Source organism: Paraburkholderia hayleyella (assembly GCF_009455685.1).
In the GTDB taxonomy this organism is placed as follows: Bacteria; Pseudomonadota; Gammaproteobacteria; order Burkholderiales; family Burkholderiaceae; genus Paraburkholderia; species Paraburkholderia hayleyella.
This window is the reverse complement of sequence record NZ_QPES01000001.1, coordinates 3,275,140-3,295,139: the sequence shown is the minus strand read 5'-3', so window position 1 is coordinate 3,295,139 and position 20,000 is coordinate 3,275,140. Positions and strand designations below refer to the sequence as shown.

Here is a 20,000-nt window from a genome sequence, read left to right as displayed (position 1 = left end):
CGAAGGGCTGCCGTTGGTAGAGGTATGGCGAGGTAGGGTAGCCACCGTTGCGGCCCATGCCGGGCAGAGGGCCGATGCGGCAGGGCCGGTAGCGCCTGACGAGGCAGCCTCAGCCCGTTTTTCCGCCAGATCGTTTCGGGAGCGGTGAGTTGAAACTGCTCGCAGTATTGCGAAGGTGGCGACGAGGCCAAGCCGCGATTCTAACGCCAAAACGGCAGGGAAAACGAGCGGCAAACATGGAGCCCATGCGCGTTCATCCGCGTTTATCAATAGCGAATAGCGAGTCTGGCCCGAGTTGGGTCCATCTGCGGATTATTCCAGCCTGGATGGCTAAACGCTTGACAAGCTATTGACGCCGAACGGAAAACCGGTTCAAATAACGGGTTCCGCGAAAACCAATCAGTGAACCACCGGCCATTGCACTTTCTGTGATGCTCGAGCGGTCAATCTCAATCAGGTGAGAGCAACATGAAACGTACCTATCAGCCTTCCGTCACACGTCGCAAACGCACCCACGGTTTCCGTGTCCGCATGAAAACCACGGGTGGCCGCAAGGTCATCAACGCACGCCGTGCAAAGGGTCGCAAGCGTCTGGCAATCTAGGCCCCGATGCGCATGTGGCAAGGATGCCTCGCGTTGTGTCCGGTGTCTCTGTCATGACGGAAGCAGCGGGTGCATTACCGCTGGATCCAGATTCGGCGCAGACGCGGGCAAGCTTTCCTAAGGCCGCAAGGCTGCTAAAAACGGATGAGTTTTCATCCGTTTTTCGTTTGCGCCCATGGCGTCGCACCGCGCATTTTGTCGTTTATGCCAGACCTACCGGCAACGCCGCACGGCTTGGTCTTGTAACGGGCAAAAAATATGCGCCGCGTGCCGTCACCCGTAATCTGGTGCGCAGAATCGCGCGCGAGCATTTCCGGCTGCGTCGCGCTGATTTCGACGGTTGGGACGTGCTGTTGCGCGTGCATACCCGGTTCGATAAAAAAGCGTCGCCCAGCGCCTCATCGCCACCGCTGAAAGCCTTATGCTGCAACGAAATTGATGCTCTGCTCGACAAGGTGGCGCGTGAAATTGTCCGCCGTCGCGCAGAAGCGCCTCTTCATGCGTCGTCTGGTAAGCCGGATGCTGCAGCAAATTGACGCACGGGCAGCCAGCCTGGACAAGATGAGCCTTCGTGTTCGCCATGCAGTTCATTGCGGTAATTCGGTCATCGAGTTCTATTTAAGCGCGGCATACGCTGCCGCAGCGGCTATGCAAACGGTCCTTTTCGCTTTATTGCGGTTTTATAAGCTTGCCATTAGCCCCTTGCTTGGCAGCCGCTGCCGTTTTTATCCGTCCTGCTCTGACTACGCGCGTGAGGCAATCCAGTATCATGGCGCCGCGCGTGGCGCTTATCTTGCGGCCCGGCGCCTGTGCCGCTGCCATCCGTTTTCCGCCGGCGGTATGGATCCTGTCCCATCCCCCACTTCTGAAAAGCGCTGACGCGCCGTTCCCTCGACACTGAGACAACGCATGGATATCAAACGCTCCGTTCTATGGGTCATCCTCTTCATGTCAGCGGTCATGCTGTTCGACAACTGGCAACGAGATCATGGACGCCCGTCGATGTTTTTTCCGAGTGTCAATCCGACGCAGACGGCAAGTGATGCCGCATCAGGCAAGCCGGGTTCGGCCAGTGCCGCTTCAACTGCCGATGTGCCACAAACCAGCGGAGCAGTGCCTGACACCGCCGCCGTGGTGGCCAGGGCCGAGCTGGTTCCGTTTAGCACGGACGTTTATCGCGGTGAAATCGATACACGCGGCGGCACGCTCGCCAAGCTGACACTAATTAAGCAAGGCGACGGCAACAAACAGCCGGATCTCGTGATTACCTTGTTCGACCGCACGGCCAATCATACGTATCTGGCGCGCACGGGCTTATTGGGCGGGGACTTTCCGAATCACAATGACATTTACACACCCGTGGCGGGGCAGCCGCATCAATTGACGGGCGATGAAAAGTCATTTCAGATCAGTTTCGAATCGCCAGAAAAGGGCGGATTGAAAGCGATCAAGACTTATACGTTCACGCGCGGCAGTTACGTGATCGGCGTCGACACCAAAATTACCAACGTCGGTACGACACCTGTCACGCCTACTGCCTACATGGAACTTGTGCGCGACAGTGAACCTGTCGAAACCCCGCGTTTTTCGCACACGTTTATCGGACCCGCTGTTTACACAGCTGAACATCATTTCCAGAAAATCGATTTCAGCGATATCGACAAAAACAAGGCCACGTACGCTAACGCTGCTGATAACGGCTGGATTGCGATGGTGCAGCACTATTTCGCGTCGGCGTGGATTCCTCAGCAAGGCGCAAAGCGGGATATCTACGTCGAGAAAATTGATCCGACGCTTTATCGCGTGGGTGTGAAACAACCGCTGACGGTGATTGCGCCAGGGCAAACGGTAGATGTGTCGGCTCGTCTGTTTGCGGGGCCAGAAGAAGAGCGGATGCTGGAAGGCATCGCTCCTGGTCTTGAACTGGTCAAGGATTATGGCTGGGTCACGATCATCGCCAAGCCGCTGTTCTGGTTGCTGGAGAAAATTCACAGCTATGTCGGCAACTGGGGCTGGGCAATTGTGCTGCTTACGCTGCTCATCAAGGCGGTATTTTTCCCGCTATCGGCCGCGAGCTATAAATCGATGGCCCGGATGAAGGAAGTCACGCCGCGAATGCAAGCGCTGCGCGAGCGTTTCAAGGGCGAGCCGCAGAAAATGAACGCTGCGTTGATGGAGCTGTATAAAACCGAAAAGGTGAATCCTTTTGGCGGCTGTCTGCCGGTTTTGATTCAGATTCCGGTGTTTATTTCGCTTTACTGGGTGTTGCTATCGTCGGTGGAGATGCGCGGCGCACCCTGGATTTTGTGGATTCAGGATTTGTCGCAGCCGGACCGGTTCTTTATCCTGCCCGTGCTGATGGCGGCTTCAATGTTTGTTCAAACGAAGCTCAATCCGACGCCACCCGATCCGCTGCAAGCCAAGATGATGCTGTTCATGCCGCTGGCGTTTTCGGCCATGTTCTTCTTCTTCCCGGCGGGCCTCGTGCTGTATTACGTGGTGAACAACTTGCTGTCCATTGCCCAGCAGTACTACATCACGCGCATGATGGGCGCGGCAAAACAAAAAACCACTTGATAGCGGCGTGACGAAAAGACGCTAATTGAAACGAAGCGCACAAGGTGCGGCGCACCCATCAAGTTTTTACCCGCAACACAAAAATAAAGCCCTGGCCAATCTGGCCAGGGCTTTATTGCTTGTAGCGAGCGGCATGCGAACCGAGGCGGTTAAATCAGTCTTTTCCCGTATCGCCATAGAACTGTGAAACCAGCTCTTGCACCAGATAACGATGATGTGGCGTGAGCGCTTCGATTTTGGAGGCGAGTTCGATCGTTTCGGGTGACAGTGGATATTTTTCATCGCGTGGCAGCGGTTTGGGCACCGGGCGAGGGCTGCCGCCGCTGGGTGATGGACCGTAATGCAGCCAGTGCAAATCGACTTTGAACCAGTCAGCGAGCGTCTGCAGCTTGTCTTGCGTGGGGATCGTGCGTCCACTCAACCATTTATGCACCGTTTGAGGTGAAACGGGATGGTCGCCGCGGTGACGCAAGTTGAAATGCAATGCGAGATCCGTACCGCCACGGAGTTTTTCCGGGGCGCGCGTCATTGAAAACTTGAGGCGTTCGGCGAAAGCCGATTTTTCTTGAGGGGTTGGCATGGGCGGATTGTGCATTTGCACTGGGCTCATGCAGACAACCGGGCACGCTAGATTTAGCGTAATCCCGTAGCATTTAGCTTATTTCAGAGCAAGTGGGTTTTCACGTTATGACTTGTTCTTATGCGTCACAGTACGGTGCAATTTGAGACTTTGGTTTAGATGTGGAATTTTCTATCAAAAAAGCGTTGGAATGATCTTATCTTATTCAAGATTGTTCAGATTGTTCTGTTGGCACTTATTCTTGTTCTGAACCTGCATCGCCATAAAACTGGGCGACTAGTTCTTGTACCAGATAACGATGATGGGATGACAACGATTCGACCTTGGACGCGAGCTCGAGCGTTTCGGGGGATAGCGGATATTTGCCATCGCGTGATAGCGGGCGCGGAACGGCCCGGTTTGGATTGCCCGATGGCGGGGGGCCGTAATGCAGCCAGTGCAAATCGACCTTGAACCATTCGGCCAAGGTTTGCAGCTTGTCCTGAGTCGGGATGGTGCGGCCGGTAAGCCATTTGTGCGCGGTTTGCGGCGATACAGGTTCGCTACCGCGATGGCGCAGATTGAAATGCAGCGCAAGATCCGTACCGCCTTTGAGTTTTTCTGTGACACGAGTCATTGAAAATCTCAGGCGTTCGGCAAAAGCGGCTTTTTCTTCGACGGTTGGCATGGGTCGAATTGTGCATTTTACTGACATGCTAGAAGACAACTATGTAGGTTATATTTAGCGTGTATCAGCAGTTGTTAGCTCGTATCAGCACAGGAATCCACTTCGTTTTGGCAGGTTCTGTGGGGATATCTCACCCATTCATTTATTGGACTTCACGCATTTTTCAATTTTTCAGACGAATGCATTGATCTTAAGAATATTCTTATCTTAGATGAGATATTCCGAAGGTGCGAGATTATGTGTGAACTATGCGTGAACCTATGCCTGTAAAACGCACATGACGAAGCGATAAAACGCCCGAGTTACAATGCTGCGCGCAATTTGTCCTTGTTTTGCGCGATACATCTCGCCGTGCATCTTTTAGTCCTTTTTCCTTCTGTTGTTATTACCTGCGTTATACCTGCCTATGCTTGCCACCGATTCCGATCCGATCATCGCCATTGCCACGGCTCCCGGTAGAGGAGGGATCGGTGTGGTACGGATTTCGTTTGGCGCGACGGACAGGACGAGGGCTGAACAACTGGCGCATACCTTGACCGGACAGGTACTCACACCACGCCGCGCCAGCTACGTTCCATTTCTTGACGCAGGTGGCGAGGCGCTGGATCGGGGAATCGCGCTGTATTTTCCCGCGCCTCATTCGTACACCGGGGAACACGTTCTTGAATTGCAGGGCCACGGTGGCCCTGTCGTGTTGCAACTGGTTTTGCAACGCAGCCTCGCTGCCGGTCAGCAGATAGGATTGCGGCTAGCCGAACCCGGTGAATTCACCCGCCGTGCGTTTCTGAACGACAAGCTCGATCTTGCCCAGGCCGAAGCCGTGGCCGATTTGATCGAGGCCAGTACCGAGGCCGCGGCGCGTTCGGCGGGACGCTCACTCGATGGCGCGTTTTCGCGGGACATTCACGCGCTGGTGAATGACGTCATCACGCTGCGCATGCTCGTTGAAGCGACGCTGGATTTTCCAGAAGAGGAAATTGATTTTCTTGAAGCCGCCAATGCCCGTGACAAGCTTGCCTATATTCGGGAGCGACTCGCGCAAGTGCTGGTGGATGCGCGTCAAGGCGCTTTGTTGCGGGAGGGGTTATCGGTTGTGCTGGCTGGGCAGCCGAATGTTGGTAAGTCATCGTTGCTGAATGCGCTTGCGGGCGCGGAGCTGGCAATTGTGACGCCGATTGCCGGTACAACCCGCGACAAGGTGAGCCAAACGATTCAGATCGAAGGCATTCCGCTTCATGTGATTGATACCGCTGGTTTGCGTGAGACCGAGGATGAGGTGGAAAAAATCGGCATCGCGCGAAGTTGGGGCGAAATAGGTCGCGCGGACGTCGTGCTGCATTTGCTCGATGCTCGCAGTGGCATGACTGACGAGAATGTGCTGATCGCCACGCGTTTTCCTGCCGGCGTGCCGGTGGTACGTGTGCTGAATAAGAGCGATTTGACGGAAGCCGGGCCGGACGTGACGATACTGGACCCGACGTCGGGCGAGCCATTGTGTGAAGTGCGTCTGTCGGCGAAAAGTGGCGATGGAATTGCTTTGCTACGCACCGAGCTATTGAGAATCGCTGGTTGGCGGGTGGGTGCGGAGAGCCTATATCTGGCGCGTGAGCGTCATTTGGTGGCGCTGCGCGCCGCGCAGACGCATTTGGCGCTGGCTGCACAGCACGCTAGCCAGAATGCCGCCGCGCTCGATCTTTTCGCCGAAGAGTTACGCCTGGCACAGGAGGCGCTTAATTCGATTACTGGCGAGTTCACCTCAGATGATTTACTGGGCGTGATTTTTAGCCGGTTTTGTATTGGGAAATAAACTGGGTTTTGCTGGTTCCGTCAATGTTTGCAAATTGTCCTGAAGCCTGCACGAATACGACGTTTTTTGCCTTACGCGTTTTGCTGGAGCATCTTGAGCGCCGTCTGATTTTATGTCCAGGTCGTGGTTTTGGCCGGAGCCATCCGCTACTTGGACATACGGAGAGAACAGATGGCACTCACTGACATCGCCCTGAAGGCACTCAAACCCAGGGACAAGACCTGTACCGTCAGCGACGACCGTGGCCTGTATCTGGAAATATTTCCAGCGGGAGGGATGGTCTGGCGCTACCGTTACAGGCTGAGCGGCAAGGACGAGAAACTCACGCTTGGCAAGTACCCGGCGCTTCCCCTCAACAATGCCCGGCTCATGCGCGATGGCGCCTCATAGATGGCGGCGGTGGGCGAACACTCGGCCCAGAAGAAGCAGCGCGCCAAGGTCGCGGGACCGGAAGACACCACTCTCCAACAGTTTTCCGGGCGCTATTTCAGGGTTAGGGAAATTCAGTCGCGCGACTGCAAGGACACCACGACACCACGATGCCGCATCGCTACCTGGACAAGGGCATCCTGCCGCACATCGGTGGCAAACGGGTATGTGAACTCCTGACCGAGGACGTCTGGTCTGTTATCTGGCGGAAGAAGGAGCCGGGCCTTGACGCTGCAGCCGGCCAAGTCTGCGGCCTTCTCAAATGCATGTTGGATTCCGCAATGACATGCGGACTACTTTCCGCGAACCCAATCACTGCACTACCTATGCGGCACGTCTACAAGGCCGTATCACGTGAGCGTGCTTTGCTAACCGAGGAGATAAAGCAGTTCCTGCAAGCCGCTCAGCAGTCCAACATTCGGCGGCAATTCAAGATCATCTTGCTCACCTTGGTGCGCAAATCTGAGCTGCTGTTGGCCAGGCGCAAAGACCGGCACCTCGAAGAGGCGGAATGGCATATCCCTGAAGAGAACTCAAAGACCGGGAAACCACACATCGTCTACTTGTCGAGTCAGGCCATGATGCCCTTCAAGGAATTGCTGGTATTGGCAGGGAACAGCGAATAGGTCCTGCCAGGTCGGGGCTCTCTGACGAAGCCATTTGCGCACAAAATGCACTGAGCAAAGCGCTCAAGGTCGCTTTGCAAGGGCAGGAGATTCCGACATTCACTATCCACGATTTGCACCGGACTGCATTCACCCTCCTGAATGAACAAGGGTGGACATCAGATGTAGTCGAGAAGGCACTGATCGCAGTATCGGCGGAGTGCGTGGAGTCTATAACCGTGCCGTATACGCAGAACAACGCAAGGCCATGTTGCAAATGTGGGCCGATGTCATCGACTCTCTCTCGCCTGCGTCAGGTCTTGATGTGTCACGGGTTTGAAGCCGACAGGCCATACAGCAGATAGCTAAGGCTATCTGCTCGGCGCCACGGCGTGGCCTACCTTCGTGAAACTGTTCAGGCGCGGACCCTATGTCGAAATGGTACACAGCGTTGTTGCAAGCGATTAAGTGCTGATAGTGCGAGGCGCTTGTGACTCTCAGGCTTCTGAGAAATAGGATTTATCTTCGAATTTATCAGATCAATCCGTATTTACAGGGTGGTGCCGGACGAACGAGTATGGCCTCCCAAAGGCGTCCAAGTTGTTCCGCAGACGCCTGTATCTGCTGAGTGCCTGCCACTAGCCTTGGAGTAGCGGCAGCAACCGTAGGTGTTCAGCCCCTTGGAGCACCTATGGCAGACCATCCCCCCACTTCCTCCGTTGGCTTACCTTCCCGACGTTCAATCACAGTAGCGCCGCTCAACCAGATCGAACTGGGTGACGTAGCTCTGACGATCAGTGCATTTGACCACTGGCTTAGCCAGATCAGCGATGGAACGGTGGGGTTAAATAGCCTGCGCGCCGTTGCAGGCCATCTTCCAGCTGTTCGAAACATCCTCAACTTGGCCGATCTGCTGGGCGATGTTGTCACCCTCACCACGCATGAGGATCGCAGTGTTTCTGATTGGGCTATAGCAAGCATCAATTTGATCGGGATGATGCCCGGCCCAGCTACCGCTGCTGCTCGGATGTTGCTGCGACCCACCTTGTTTCTAGCTCGGCAGGAACTCCTAAACAACGGAAATGCACTGGTTGGGGAAGCGCTGCTCAACACCCTGACCCTCAATCTAAACAGCAGCATTCGAGGAGAATTGGAGAATTTCGTACAGCAGACCCAGCAAAGGCTCCCAAGTCTGCTGGATGAGGCTGCCACCTTCGGGGAAAGCCTAATACTGGATATCGCTGGTGGTCTCGACGTTCTGGCTAAGACGACGGTCCCAGGCGTTATAGCGCCTGGCCAAAGCGGAGCGGGGGATACGGCGTGGCGTGATCCCTCCGAATTGTTTTCCAGTCTCTATGACGCAGCAGTTCAGTTTCGGCGCCATGTGAGAACAGAACCGCAGAATCCACCACCTCACATTCACACCCATGAGTCGCGTGCGAAGCTCACCGAAAACGCCCAGGTATTGCGCCAGTTCGGCGCACTGCTAGCCAGCCAGGTGCGCGCGCAAGCCAATCCCTCTATGGAAGGGAGTGTAGGCTGGATTACCGCCGGGCTGCTTAGATCGATTGAAGCACCAGGGCTATTCAGGAGTCTGGCCACCAACATCAAGCCCGACACTACGAACGTGGGAGGAAATATCCGCTCGGGCGAGGCGCTAGAAGCGCGCGTAGAAGAACGCCCCGCCAAACAAGACCCTAACGCTTGCAAGAGCGGAGCACCAACAGGCACCGGTGGCAGCATCAGCTTTGCCACCGGGAGTGAAGCGCTTAGTCAAACAGACTTTGTACTGAGCGGTCCTTTCCCCATCAGCTGGACGCGCACTTACCGCTCCAGTCTGAGTTCCTGCGATGACGGAGAGCTAGGTGCTCGCTGGATCACCCCGTACACCACACGTTTCGATATCGTCGGCACGGGGCTGCGTTATCACGGTGCCGATGGGCGCAGTCTGAGCTATCCGCTACCAAAAGTAGGCATGTCCCATGCCGATCACATTGAAGATCTCACCTTGGTTCGCAGTAGCGATGAAGGGCTACAGCTACATCGGGGCGTCGAACGCATTGAAACATACCAGCGCCACGGTAACCAGTTCCTGCTTGTTCAGATAGAACTGCGTGGTGGCGCTGGCCTACTGCTGGGGTACGATCACCGAGTCGGTCAGCGAGCGGTGCTATCCGACCTCGTGACCTACCAGGATGACGCAAGCCAGCTACATTTGCACTTGCGCACCGATGTGGATGAGCATGGTCGCATTATTGGCCTCTGGTTGATGGGCGAACATGAGCGACGCTTGTGTTTGTACCACTATGACGACGCAAGTGATCTCACCCTGGCTCAAGACGAAAACACTGCCGTCTGGACCTACCAGTATCAACATCACCTGATCACCCGCTATACGGACCGCACCGGGCGCGGCATGAACCTGGAGTGGCAGGGCGACGCCCCGAATGCTCGTGCCGTGCGCGAGTGGGCCGACGATGGAAGTTTTGATACTCAGCTCAGGTGGGACGCGAACCTCCGCCTGGTCTACGTCACCGATGCCCACGGCCAGGAAACCAGGCACTACTACGACAGCCTCGGTTACACCTATCGCATCATTCACCCGGACAAGCGTTCCGAGTGGTTTTTCCGCGATGCTGCCAAGAATGTCGTTCACCACATTCATCCCGACGGCAGCAAAGATCGCTACGCTTACGATGAGAGCGGTAATCTGCTCGAACATATCCGTGCCGACGATACTACCGTCCACTATGCCTGGGACACCAGGAACCAACTCATCAAGATCAGCGATGCAGAGAGTGGCCTCTGGTTGCGCGACTACGACACCCGCGGCCGTCTCACCGAAGCCATAGACCCGCTGGGCAACAAGACCGAGTACACCTACAACTTGATGGGCATGCCCGTCACCATTACCGATGCCAGCGGCAAACAGAAGCAACTGGCGTACAACACCGGGGGGCAGCTCATCCGGTATACAGATTGCTCTGGCAAGTCCAGCGAATGGGAGTACGACGAACGGGGTAGGCTGACACTCACCAGGAATGCGACGGGCCAGGTCCTCCGCTACCGCCATGAAGCCGGTAATCTTGTAACTGTTACCTATTCAGACGGCAGCGAAGAAAAGTTCGAACGCGATGCCGAAGGTCGGCTGCTCGGGCATGTGGACGCGCTGGGCAGGGTCACCACCTGGGATTATTCGATCGCCGGGCTACTGGCCAAGCGGGTGGATGCCGCCGGCCAATCCCTGCGCTATCAATGGGATAAGCTCGGCCAGCTTACCGCCCTGCGCAATGAGAACGGCCTCGAGGCCGAATTCGTCTACGATCCGGTAGGTCGCCTGCTTTCCGAAACGGGTTTTGACGGCGCCACCACTCGCTACCAGTACGAAGAAGAAACCGGCCGCCTGGCGCGCGCCGTCGACGGCCAGCGTATCACCGCGTTCACCTTCGACCCCATGGGCCGGCTCAGCGAACGCCGCGCCGCCCTGCAGACCGGCGACAGCCCGCCGAACGAGCGCGACTGGCAAGTGGAAACCTTCGCCTACGACGGCAATGGCAACCTGGCTCTGGCCATGAACGCTGATAGCTGCCTACAGTGGTTCCACGACCCGGCCGGCAACCTGGTGCGCGAGCACCAGCACTACACCCGACTCGGCAGACCGCTGGTTGCGGTGTGGCAGCACGAGTACGACGCGCTCAACCAGCGCATCGCCACCGTGCGTCCGGATGGCCACCGGGTCAGCTGGCTGACCTACGGCAGTGGCCACCTGCTGGCTCTGCAGCTGGACGACCGTGAGCTGATCGGCTACGAGCGCGACGACCTGCACCGCGAGGTGGCGCGCCTGCAAGGCAACCGCCTGCTGCAGACCCAGAAGTGGGACGCCCTGGGCCGCCTGAGCGAGCAGGTGCTGGCCCACGAGGCCAAAGGCCGACCCGGACAGACTGCCGGCGGCGACCGCCTGCTGGTGCGCAGCTACCGTTACGACGCCAGCGGTCAGCTCACCGACATCAACGATACCCGCCGCGGCCAGCTGGCCTACCGCTACGACCCGGTGGGCCGGCTGCTGGAGGCGCAGAGCCGCCTCGGTCTGGAGACCTTCGCCTTCGACCCTGCCAGCAACCTCATCGACCCGCAGGAACAGCGCGAGGCCGATCGCGAGCACCTGCCACGGCCGAAGGCGCTGGACAACCTGCTCAAACAGTACGCGGGCACGCACTACCAGTACGACGCGCGCGGCAACCTGACCCAGCGCTGGCGTAACGGCGAAGCAAGCCGCTACACCTGGGACCTGTTCGACCGGCTGACCCGCTACGAAGACGAGCGTCTGGCCGTCGATTACACCTACGATGCCCTTGGGCGCCGGCTGTCCAAGCACAGCCAGGCACACTACCCGGAGCACCGTGAGGCGGGGCCGCACTGGAACCGCGCCGAGCGCGTCAAGCACAACCGCGAGCTGCAATGCGGCTTCACGCTTTACGGCTGGGATGGCGACGCCCTGGCATGGGAGAGCAAGATTGCCGACGAGGACGGTCTGGGTGCACGCACCACGCATTATGTCTACGAGCCGGGCAGTTTCGTGCCGCTGGCGCAGGCGGTGCGTGAGGAAGCTATCGCGCTGATTGGCCAGCCGGTATACGGCGACTACTACCGGCAGGACGAAGACCCGCTATTCTTTCCCCCGCCGCCTGCGCCAGCGATCGACAGTCTGGCCTGGTATCAGTGCGACCACCTCGGCACGCCGATGGAGCTGACCGACGAACAGGGGGAGATTGTCTGGGGCGCGCAGTACCGCGCCTGGGGTGTTGCGCAAGAGGCCATTCGAAAAGCGGCGGGCAAGGCATCTAACCCCATCCGTTTCCAGGGGCAATACCATGACCACGAGACGGGGCTGCACTACAATCGCTATCGATATTACGATCCGGAGGTGGGAAGGTTTGTTAGCAAGGACCCGATTGGCTATGCGGGTGGGTTAAGTCTCTATCAGTTTGCCCCGAATCCAGTGGGGTGGGTGGATCCACTGGGGTTAAGTGGCGCAGTAGCGGTTCCAGCTCCGATTTCGCTACCCAAAGTCGTACCCGTACCATCTGTGAAGCCAATAGGACTGCTATTGCCACTCCTGTTGACAGGTGATACACCTAATCGTCTGCCTTATCTCCATGCAACTTACACACGAACGCATCCAGTGACAGGCCAAGTCTATTGCGGGCGAACGTCGGGATATGGAGACCCCAATGTGCTGGTACATAGGCGGGGGCTGCAGCAAGGGCATCTAAATGCTGAAGGCTTCGCGCCCCCAGTGCTGGACAATTTTTCAGTGAACAGAGATGCCATCCGAGGCCGAGAGCAGCAGCTTATCGACTTCCACGGCGGAGCCCAGAGTGTTGGAGGTACGGCCAGAAACAAAATTAATGGAGTGTCCGACATTAACCCGCTAGGAAAACTGTACAAATACTACTCCATCAAAGAATTTGGAGAACTGCCAGATAACTCTCCGCCCAGGGCGCGAAATTGGTAAGTGAGGTGTATGTGAAGAGCGAATCGAAAACTAGGCAGGAAATTATCAGCCTGATGCGAGTTGTTGATAGGGTGGACAAAATTTTATGCAATCTTAACCATGTAGATGCATCCCTACTCAGAGATGGATTTGGGATATTGAAGGCCCAATGTGAGCGCTATATCAGTGGTGAAAAACTAGACTTCAAACTATCTGAGTTGCTAGCTGGGATGAAACAGGGGTTGCGGGAAATACCGCAACTTCAATTATTGCGTGACGCTCCCGCTGAGGTGCGAGGGAAGTTCTTAGTCGAATTTGCTGCGGTCGTGAAATCTGAGCTTCCTGGATTTTTTGAAAAGGAAACTGAAAGAGCAAGAAAAATTATTGCTCGCGGAAAAATAAGAAATCCTGAAGAGTTCTATCTGATCGAATTCGTTTTTGAGCAATTGCACGAGGTAAATCCCGACCGTGGAGACTCCGCCACTCTTCGTCGAATGATGGATGACTTCGAATTTGGAACCCGGTGACCTTGCGCAAGGCGCACAAACAAGCCATACAGACTTATCGACCCAGATACACCGCCGTAATCTGCGTCAGCTCATGTCCCCGTTCGCGGCTGATTTCTTGGCGCGCCTGCGCGTCCGTGACTCGCTGCGCGGGTGTGAGTGATCGTGCAGAAGGGCCGCCGACAGCCGGGGCCTTCCAGCCCGTCAATACTTCGTAGCGGTCCTGCACGTACCGATACCGCAGCCCATGGTTGCTCAGGCCAGCCGCTTTGCTCTGCCCATCGTAGGTGTGGCGCTGCTGGATGTAGCTCTTGTGTGCCGAGATCAACGAACCCGCTCCAGCCAGTTGGTGTACCAGATCGAGAACTCGTTACTGCTCGGCCGTGGTGATCGGTACGGAGCGCTCACGTCCGCCCTTGGTCCAACTGCCTTTGAGGGCGATGTGGTCGCCCCGGTCCGCATAGCCAGGTTGGAGATTGTCTGGGGCGCGCAGTACCGCGCCTGGGGTGTTGCGCAGGAGGTCATTCGAAAAGCGGCGGGCAAGGCATCTAACCCCATCCGTTTCCAGGGGCAATACCATGACCACGAGACGGGGCTGCACTACAATCGCTATCGATATTACGATCCGGAGGTGGGAAGGTTTGTTAGCAAGGACCCGATTGGCTATGCGGGTGGGTTAAGTCTCTATAAATATGCCCCAAATTCTATAAATTGGGTTGACCCACTTGGCTTAGACACCTACATCATAAACAGAGACCTCGCTGCGTTCGGCGACTCTGCTCGCTCTCGTTGGAATATCGTTACGCATACATTCACTGCGACTACTAAATCGGACGGCTCCATTGCGCATACCTACAGTTGGGGAAATGATGCCAATCTAATGGGGTGGAATCAAGATCAACTATTAGATATAAAGACCGCCCGCGAAGCGATAAATCAAGGTTTAGCTGAAAAAGTAGGTGGGCCGGAGATGGATCTTGCCATATTTCAAGCCTATCGTGATCTTGACAGGAAAGAAAATGAGCATGCCAATTGGATTTTATTTAGAAACTGCAAGACGGAAACAGGTAAATTGCATGACAGAACTAGGGAGATCATGCGATCTAGGCACAATTAACAATAATAAGATTCTCGTGTAAAAGGAGATGAAAATGGAAAGCCTGGTTATGTCTGTCGTGGGAATCTTGGTAGTGGCAGTAACATTCATAGTCGCCATCTATGGTTATGCAATTCCAAAATACTTTCCATCATTTAAAACTTATTCGTTTTTAATTTATACAGCTATTGCATCTGCCGCTTTTTGTGGATATAGAATATATGTCTCAATTGAAGCGTGGCGATGGTCCATAGCGATAGTTGGATCATTTATTTTAACGATACTAATTTATATTATTTCTATTTTTATTATTGTGAATATTAGAGGGGCGTAGCTTTACAATTAAAAAGCACAGCGCGAGGCCGACCGTGAGCACCTGCCACGGCCGAAGGTGCTGGACAACCTGCTCAAACAGTACGCGGGCACGCACTACCAGTACGATGCGCGCAGCAACCTGACCCAGCGCTGGCGTAACGGCGAAGCAAGCCGCTACACCTGGGACCTGTTCGACCGGCTGACCCGCTACGAAGACGAGCGCCTGGCCGTCGATTACACCTACGATGCCCTTGGGCGCCGGCTGTCCAAGCATAGCCAGGCACACTACCCGGAGCACCGTGAGGCGGGGCCGCACTGGAACCGCGCCGAGCGCGTCAAGCACAACCGCGAGCTGCAATGCGGCTTCACGCTTTACGGCTGGGATGGCGACGCCCTGGCATGGGAGAGCAAGATTGCCGACGAGGACGGTCTGGGTGCACGCACCACGCATTATGTCTACGAGCCGGGCAGTTTCGTGCCGCTGGCGCTGGCGCTGGCGGTGCGTGAGGAAGCTATCGCGCTGATTGGCCAGCCGGTATACGGCGACTACTACCGGCAGGACGAAGACCCGTTATTCTTTCCCCCGCCGCCTGCGCCAGCGATCGACAGTCTGGCCTGGTATCAGTGCGACCACCTCGGCACGCCGATGGAGCTGACCGACGAACAGGGGGAGATTGTCTGGGGCGCGCAGTACCGCGCCTGGGGTGTTGCGCAAGAGGCCATTCGAAAAGCGGCGGGCAAGGCATCTAACCCCATCCGTTTCCAGGGGCAATACCATGACCACGAGACGGGGCTGCACTACGATCGCTATCGATATTACGATCCGGAGGTGGGAAGGTTTGTTAGCAAGGACCCGATTGGCTATGCGGGTGGGTTAAGTCTCTATCAGTTTGCCCCGAATCCAGTGGGGTGGGTGCCGTGTCGCAGACCTGAGTCTGGCTGCCTCTGATGGCTTGCTAAAGGCTCCGAACGTCTCTCATCTCATTGTTCAGAACCTTCCTATATGATTCTGGTAATCATATTAAAAACCAGATAAATCCTTATTTTTTTAGGATATGTCCGGTTTACTTTCTAGTCGGTAACGGATTAACTCATGCTGGTGCTATTTACTCTCTTTGGTGGGGATAATTCATTTTTTTGATGCCTAATAGGACGAGTGAGAGGGTGAGTGAGTTATACGGGTGCTTTCTTGATATTTTTGACATGGATGATAGCGAAAATCAATCTGTTATTTCAAGCCGTTCTCGAATCTATATAGCCTCAATGCTGAAAAAGAGAGGTTCCATCTGCTCATTAATTGAAAAGTTGTTAAAAGATTATAAATAATAAAATCTGAACAGAGTCAGGTTTCAAACCATGAAAAATATGGAGTAATCGATGCGAGTCAATCTATTCGGTCGGGCCCAAAGTGTATTGGGAGATATGACCTCTCACGGAGGCGTTGTCATTTCTGGTAACCCGTCTCATACGTGGCACGGCATTCCAATTGCACGCCAGGGCGATCTTGTGACCTGCCCCAAATGCCCACCTCATATTTTCAAAATCGCGGAAGGTCTCGTCATGTCCCTAAGTGGCGATCAACCTATGGCTACCGAAGGACATAAAACGACCTGCGGAGCCGTCCTTATTGCTCAGACGGCATCGGCAAATATAGTCACCGCACATACCGCATTCGCTAACGGTTGTGGCTATGATGAGCAGTTTATCCTGCATGATTTGGACGATAATCCAATTTCAGAAATGCCTTATAAAATTACGGCAGCCGACGGCTCTGTTTATCGAGGTATCACCGATATAAATGGACGCACAGAGCGCGTATTTTCCATCGATACACAAGGCTTAACCATTGAGCCAGATTTTAATCGACTGCTTGCAAATAATAGCGGGGTTTAAACGATGGCGAATCTCTCATGGTCTGGCAGTTCCACAACCAATACCATTCCCCTTAGCGCCCAAAGGGTAGAGGCTGATGTTGTTCGCTACGTCAACAAGGTTGACACCGACAGCGGTTGGCTACTTGTCGGGAGTGATGATTTCCCACGTTCTCAGTGGAAATCACTTTTCAAGTATTGCAAAGTTATGCTCATCGGAAGCAAGGGCAGCCGGACATACTTCAAGGTGCTTGAGGGCGAATCGAAAGGGAGAATATTATATTTGTCTGATGCCAATGCAGATGAGTATCTTGGGAAAAAAGCTCCCAAGCAGCAGCCTATCGAGTTGATTGTAACCTATGGACGTCTTGACCCCAGTTGGCTCTCAAAGTCTCGAAATAAGCGTTTTCAACAACAATTGGCAAATGGAGTTCTCGGTGGCATTAATTTTGAAGTTTCGATGAACACTAGTTGGAATGGTACCTTCTATCCCATTCCGTCTGGGACATACTCAATTTTATTGCCTGATTTTCCTCATACGAAAGATTACACCAATCAATATAAGGCCGAGTATCCACGATTGTCCCACCATCAAGTATGGTTTCCAATTGCGTATGGCAACAATAGTCGATACGTTCATGTGGGAAATGTATCTGAAGGTTGCACCACTGTCTTGAGCTTAAGTAGCTGGTCTTCAATTCACGAAATGCTTGTCAGCCATCGTAGCGCTGACGGGAACGGCGTGGGTATATTGACTGTCAAGGGCAAGCCCGAAAGGAATGTGTAATGATCAAGAAATTGGTGTATTTGGCTTGTCCACTCTTGTTTTTCTCTGTGCCCTTCAATATTCATGCTTTTGAGTCAGATTTGAATGGGGGTGTTGTTATTGATTGGATGGATTTCAGAAATACGTTAGAAAACTACAAGAGGAAAATTAAATTGAGGGGCAATGTTGAGCAAGCAACCGAAGCAGAGAAGAGGGGAAGAAGATACTTCCTCGAAGGTCGGTACGAAAACGCCTACTTTCGTGGCTATCAAGATGCTATAGGTTACATTCCAAGGCCAGAGTATTTTTTTATAGTCGGTGACATAAAGCTAAGAACAACACTGTCACTCCATAGCGACTCTCCGCATGCTCCGCTTGAATATACGGCATGCTGGGACAAATATCAGTTTGCGATGGATGTAAATAGAGATTTGGAGTCTCCATTTCAAACAGGATTTGGCTTAGTGGCGGAGCTGAATCTATCGAAAACCAAAGATTCGAAAATTTATAAACAAGCCATGATCAACGCATCTTGCTTTGCTCGATTAACGAGTAAGTATTTAGAACAGATGGGGCCGCAGTGCGTATCTATTGAGGAAGTAAAAGCATGCCTTGGAAGTCCGCTCCTGTTTCTATATTACTAAAGTATTCGCCTCAGCTTGGAGGAGGCAGCTTCATACGTATCGTTTTTCACGGCCCCGTTACCGCCCCAAATACACCGCAGTAATCTGCATCCTCTCGTGCCCAAGCTCGCGGCTGATGGTTTGCCGGGCTTGGGTATCCGAAGCGCGCTGCGCCTGCGTCAGCGACCGCCCCGAAGCTCCACCTGCTGCCAGAGCCTTCCACTCCATCAGCGCCCTATAACGATCCTGCGCGTCAGATATTTCTGGACTCAATGCCGATGCCGCCAGGTGCGTAGAGGATGACGCCAGTCAAGCTTACGGCGACGCGGGCCTTGATGATTTTGCCGATGCTCGTGCCAAAGCTCGTCGGAAAAGAGAAATGCCACGATCAACAGGGGTACGACCAGGAAAACGCCGAGTATCAGATTTTCGATCACGATAATCTCCAGACCGGCAACGCTCGATTGTTCTATTGTAGGCAGCCGTTTTCGTTTTGCCGTGCAATCCAGGTGTTTGTCCTATGCTCCTGCATTCCGCAGATGTCCCTGCGCGTCATACCGAATAATTTTCAACCCACTTTTTGATGGAGTGACCGATGACAACCCAGCGTACTCACACGCTTACCTTGCGGCCGCTTGAGCGGGAAGACCTGCGCTTCGTTCACGAAGTGAACAACAACGCCAAAATCATGCGTTACTGGTTTGAGGAGCCTTATGAAACCTTCTCTGAGTTGTCGCAGCTTTATGACCAGCACGTCCACGACCAGCGCGAGCGCCGTTTCGTGGTGATTGGCAAGGATGGTATAACGGTCGGTCTGGTGGAGCTGATTGAGCTGGATTACATCCACCGCCGTGGTGAATTCCAGATCATCATCGCCCCTTATGCTCAGGGTCATGGCTATGCGACGACAGCGACAAGGCTGGCCATTGATTACGCATTTTCTGTGCTGAATCTGCGCAAAATTTATCTAATCGTTGATAAATCGAATGTAGCGGCCATTCACGTATACGAAAAATGCGGTTTTCAACACGAAGCAGAATTAATCGAAGAATTTTTCGGCAATGGCGCGTATCACAACGCGTTGCGCATGTGCTTATTTCAAAGTGATTTTCTGAAGGCCAGCAAGAAAGCGCTTTAACGCATGGGCCTGGGCGCGCGTGATTGGCATTAGCCGTATGTCTTTTTCCACATGGCAGCCAATACGCCCGCAGCCATTAGCAAGCTGCCGCCAGTGCGATTAACGGCGCGCTGCACGCGCGGTTGCCGGATCAGGCGGCGTGCCGCCGATGCCAGCAAGGCATAAGCCAGCGCATTGGCCGTTGCTAGCAGAACAAAGGTGGCTTCAAAAACGACGATTTGCGGCGTGATAGCGGTATGCGGATCAATAAATTGCGGCACGAAGGCGACAAAGAAAATAAGGCTCTTCGGATTGAGTGCGGTGACCGCATACGCATGCACGAAAATTCGCCGGGTGTTGGGCGCCGCCGCCGTGTGCGAGGTGTCGAGTGACGTGGCTGGCGTCCGCCACAGCTTGATGCCGAGGTATACCAGATACGCGGCCCCTAGCCATTTCAGCGCTGTAAACAACATCGCGGAAGCCGCGAGAATCACACCCAGGCCGAGCATTGATGCCGTCATCGAGGTCAGGTCGCCAAGCGCTACGCCTGCTGTTGTTGCCAAGGCGTATCGCCGGCCATGCCCCAGCGCGTAAGAAATAACTAATAGCACTGTGGGCCCGGGAATGGCGACCAAAATGACAGAGGCCAGCGCGAAGGGAAGCCAGTGAGCAAATGTCATGGATGGGCTTTCTGAAAATGTGACCTGATTAATCCATGAACATTTTTCGCATGCAAGTGTAATCCGATGTTTTTTGCCGTGTGAGTGGGAGCTGGCATCGTTCTTGTTCTACATGTGCTGCATTCATCAGCTTTTTTGCGCCTACTACCCGATGACTTTGTGTGCGATGCAGCAAATGTCTTTTAAGGGGGATGGCTGGGGCTTCCGGGGAGACACGATCGTCGTGGTTTCTCCGGAGACGAATGCGTCATGGCGTTGCTGCAG

At 54.5% G+C, this 20,000-nt stretch carries 19 protein-coding genes and 2 pseudogenes; 17 read left to right on the top strand and 4 right to left on the bottom strand.

Features of this window, described 5'->3' with window-relative positions:
* Nucleotides 1–468 precede the first annotated feature (468 nt).
* From rpmH to yidC, 4 genes are all read left to right on the top strand, one after another.
* Nucleotides 469–603 carry a 50S ribosomal protein L34 gene (rpmH, locus tag GH657_RS14530; RefSeq protein ID WP_043277961.1) on the top strand — a complete coding sequence of 45 codons (135 nt, stop codon included), beginning with the start codon at nt 469–471 and terminating at the stop codon, nt 601–603.
* 53 nt (nt 604–656) lie between these two features.
* On the top strand, nt 657–1,139 hold the full coding sequence (locus GH657_RS14525; RefSeq protein ID WP_153101773.1) for a ribonuclease P protein component: 483 nt from the start codon (nt 657–659) through the stop codon (nt 1,137–1,139).
* A gap of 112 nt (nt 1,140–1,251) precedes the next feature.
* Nucleotides 1,252–1,482, top strand: coding sequence for a membrane protein insertion efficiency factor YidD (yidD, locus tag GH657_RS14520; protein ID WP_153101772.1), 231 nt, complete (start codon nt 1,252–1,254; stop codon nt 1,480–1,482).
* 30 nt (nt 1,483–1,512) lie between these two features.
* Nucleotides 1,513–3,180 (top strand): membrane protein insertase YidC, encoded by a 1,668-nt coding sequence (yidC, locus tag GH657_RS14515; RefSeq protein ID WP_153101565.1) that lies wholly within the window; start codon nt 1,513–1,515, stop codon nt 3,178–3,180.
* A gap of 154 nt (nt 3,181–3,334) precedes the next feature.
* Here yidC and GH657_RS14510 read toward each other — a convergent pair whose 3' ends face one another.
* Nucleotides 3,335–3,760: a helix-turn-helix domain-containing protein gene (locus GH657_RS14510; RefSeq protein WP_153101564.1), complete on the bottom strand. Its 426-nt coding sequence runs from the start codon at nt 3,758–3,760 to the stop codon at nt 3,335–3,337.
* Between the two features lie 235 nt (nt 3,761–3,995).
* Nucleotides 3,996–4,427 carry a helix-turn-helix domain-containing protein gene (locus GH657_RS14505; protein WP_153101563.1) on the bottom strand — a complete coding sequence of 144 codons (432 nt, stop codon included), beginning with the start codon at nt 4,425–4,427 and terminating at the stop codon, nt 3,996–3,998.
* 406 nt (nt 4,428–4,833) lie between these two features.
* Between GH657_RS14505 and mnmE the strand changes: the two genes are divergently transcribed.
* The 5 genes from mnmE (at nt 4,834) to GH657_RS14485 (ending at nt 13,289) form a co-directional block, all read left to right on the top strand.
* Nucleotides 4,834–6,234: a tRNA uridine-5-carboxymethylaminomethyl(34) synthesis GTPase MnmE gene (gene mnmE / locus GH657_RS14500; RefSeq protein WP_153101562.1), complete on the top strand. Its 1,401-nt coding sequence runs from the start codon at nt 4,834–4,836 to the stop codon at nt 6,232–6,234.
* Nucleotides 6,235–6,405: 171 nt separating this feature from the next.
* Complete coding sequence (locus GH657_RS18320) at nt 6,406–6,624, top strand: Arm DNA-binding domain-containing protein (protein ID WP_246174089.1); 219 nt, start codon at nt 6,406–6,408, stop codon at nt 6,622–6,624.
* Between the two features lie 149 nt (nt 6,625–6,773).
* Complete coding sequence (locus tag GH657_RS18315; RefSeq protein ID WP_246174088.1) at nt 6,774–7,289, top strand: tyrosine-type recombinase/integrase; 516 nt, start codon at nt 6,774–6,776, stop codon at nt 7,287–7,289.
* A gap of 670 nt (nt 7,290–7,959) precedes the next feature.
* Nucleotides 7,960–12,783: an RHS repeat-associated core domain-containing protein gene (locus GH657_RS14490; protein ID WP_153101561.1), complete on the top strand. Its 4,824-nt coding sequence runs from the start codon at nt 7,960–7,962 to the stop codon at nt 12,781–12,783.
* An 11-nt stretch (nt 12,784–12,794) separates the two neighbouring features.
* Entirely contained in the window at nt 12,795–13,289 is a 495-nt protein-coding gene (locus GH657_RS14485; protein WP_153101560.1) for a hypothetical protein, read from the top strand.
* Between the two features lie 34 nt (nt 13,290–13,323).
* Here the strand turns inward: GH657_RS14485 and GH657_RS18565 are convergent.
* Nucleotides 13,324–13,740 (bottom strand): annotated as a pseudogene (locus tag GH657_RS18565) (site-specific integrase); the annotation flags it as partial.
* Here GH657_RS18565 and GH657_RS18560 point away from each other — a divergent pair.
* The 8 genes and pseudogenes from GH657_RS18560 to speG form a co-directional block, all read left to right on the top strand.
* Nucleotides 13,741–14,001 (top strand): annotated as a pseudogene (locus tag GH657_RS18560) (RHS repeat-associated core domain-containing protein); the annotation flags it as partial.
* A gap of 418 nt (nt 14,002–14,419) precedes the next feature.
* On the top strand, nt 14,420–14,698 hold the full coding sequence (locus tag GH657_RS14475) for a hypothetical protein (protein WP_153101558.1): 279 nt from the start codon (nt 14,420–14,422) through the stop codon (nt 14,696–14,698).
* 57 nt (nt 14,699–14,755) lie between these two features.
* Nucleotides 14,756–15,628: an RHS repeat-associated core domain-containing protein gene (locus GH657_RS14470; protein ID WP_246174087.1), complete on the top strand. Its 873-nt coding sequence runs from the start codon at nt 14,756–14,758 to the stop codon at nt 15,626–15,628.
* A 428-nt stretch (nt 15,629–16,056) separates the two neighbouring features.
* Nucleotides 16,057–16,572 carry a PAAR domain-containing protein gene (locus GH657_RS14465; RefSeq protein ID WP_153101556.1) on the top strand — a complete coding sequence of 172 codons (516 nt, stop codon included), beginning with the start codon at nt 16,057–16,059 and terminating at the stop codon, nt 16,570–16,572.
* Nucleotides 16,573–16,575: 3 nt separating this feature from the next.
* Nucleotides 16,576–17,337, top strand: a complete 762-nt coding sequence (locus GH657_RS14460; protein ID WP_153101555.1) for a hypothetical protein — start codon at nt 16,576–16,578, stop codon at nt 17,335–17,337.
* Nucleotides 17,337–17,960, top strand: a complete 624-nt coding sequence (locus tag GH657_RS14455; RefSeq protein WP_153101554.1) for a hypothetical protein — start codon at nt 17,337–17,339, stop codon at nt 17,958–17,960. The genes GH657_RS14460 and GH657_RS14455 overlap by 1 nt, the downstream gene beginning before the upstream one ends.
* 278 nt (nt 17,961–18,238) lie before the next feature.
* On the top strand, nt 18,239–18,523 hold the full coding sequence (locus GH657_RS18045; protein ID WP_174769957.1) for a hypothetical protein: 285 nt from the start codon (nt 18,239–18,241) through the stop codon (nt 18,521–18,523).
* A gap of 11 nt (nt 18,524–18,534) precedes the next feature.
* The gene (gene speG, locus GH657_RS14450; RefSeq protein ID WP_153101553.1) at nt 18,535–19,077 is read left to right on the top strand and encodes a spermidine N1-acetyltransferase; all 543 of its coding nucleotides are present in this window, start codon (nt 18,535–18,537) and stop codon (nt 19,075–19,077) included.
* Between the two features lie 29 nt (nt 19,078–19,106).
* Here speG and GH657_RS14445 read toward each other — a convergent pair whose 3' ends face one another.
* Nucleotides 19,107–19,736 carry a LysE family translocator gene (locus GH657_RS14445; protein WP_153101552.1) on the bottom strand — a complete coding sequence of 210 codons (630 nt, stop codon included), beginning with the start codon at nt 19,734–19,736 and terminating at the stop codon, nt 19,107–19,109.
* Between the last annotated feature and the right edge of the window lie 264 nt (nt 19,737–20,000).

Coding starts and splice junctions, on each gene's coding strand:
- GH657_RS14460 (WP_153101555.1), top strand. CDS start 16,576: ATGGCGAATCTCTCATGGTCTGGCAGTTCCACAACCAATACCATTCCC.
- yidC (WP_153101565.1), top strand. CDS start 1,513: ATGGATATCAAACGCTCCGTTCTATGGGTCATCCTCTTCATGTCAGCG.
- GH657_RS18315 (WP_246174088.1), top strand. CDS start 6,774: ATGCCGCATCGCTACCTGGACAAGGGCATCCTGCCGCACATCGGTGGC.
- GH657_RS14525 (WP_153101773.1), top strand. CDS start 657: ATGACGGAAGCAGCGGGTGCATTACCGCTGGATCCAGATTCGGCGCAG.
- GH657_RS14445 (WP_153101552.1), bottom strand. CDS start 19,736: ATGACATTTGCTCACTGGCTTCCCTTCGCGCTGGCCTCTGTCATTTTG.
- mnmE (WP_153101562.1), top strand. CDS start 4,834: ATGCTTGCCACCGATTCCGATCCGATCATCGCCATTGCCACGGCTCCC.
- GH657_RS18045 (WP_174769957.1), top strand. CDS start 18,239: ATGACGCCAGTCAAGCTTACGGCGACGCGGGCCTTGATGATTTTGCCG.
- GH657_RS14455 (WP_153101554.1), top strand. CDS start 17,337: ATGATCAAGAAATTGGTGTATTTGGCTTGTCCACTCTTGTTTTTCTCT.
- GH657_RS14465 (WP_153101556.1), top strand. CDS start 16,057: ATGCGAGTCAATCTATTCGGTCGGGCCCAAAGTGTATTGGGAGATATG.
- GH657_RS14505 (WP_153101563.1), bottom strand. CDS start 4,427: ATGCCAACCGTCGAAGAAAAAGCCGCTTTTGCCGAACGCCTGAGATTT.
- GH657_RS14510 (WP_153101564.1), bottom strand. CDS start 3,760: ATGCCAACCCCTCAAGAAAAATCGGCTTTCGCCGAACGCCTCAAGTTT.
- speG (WP_153101553.1), top strand. CDS start 18,535: ATGACAACCCAGCGTACTCACACGCTTACCTTGCGGCCGCTTGAGCGG.
- rpmH (WP_043277961.1), top strand. CDS start 469: ATGAAACGTACCTATCAGCCTTCCGTCACACGTCGCAAACGCACCCAC.
- GH657_RS14490 (WP_153101561.1), top strand. CDS start 7,960: ATGGCAGACCATCCCCCCACTTCCTCCGTTGGCTTACCTTCCCGACGT.
- yidD (WP_153101772.1), top strand. CDS start 1,252: ATGCAAACGGTCCTTTTCGCTTTATTGCGGTTTTATAAGCTTGCCATT.
- GH657_RS14475 (WP_153101558.1), top strand. CDS start 14,420: ATGGAAAGCCTGGTTATGTCTGTCGTGGGAATCTTGGTAGTGGCAGTA.
- GH657_RS18320 (WP_246174089.1), top strand. CDS start 6,406: ATGGCACTCACTGACATCGCCCTGAAGGCACTCAAACCCAGGGACAAG.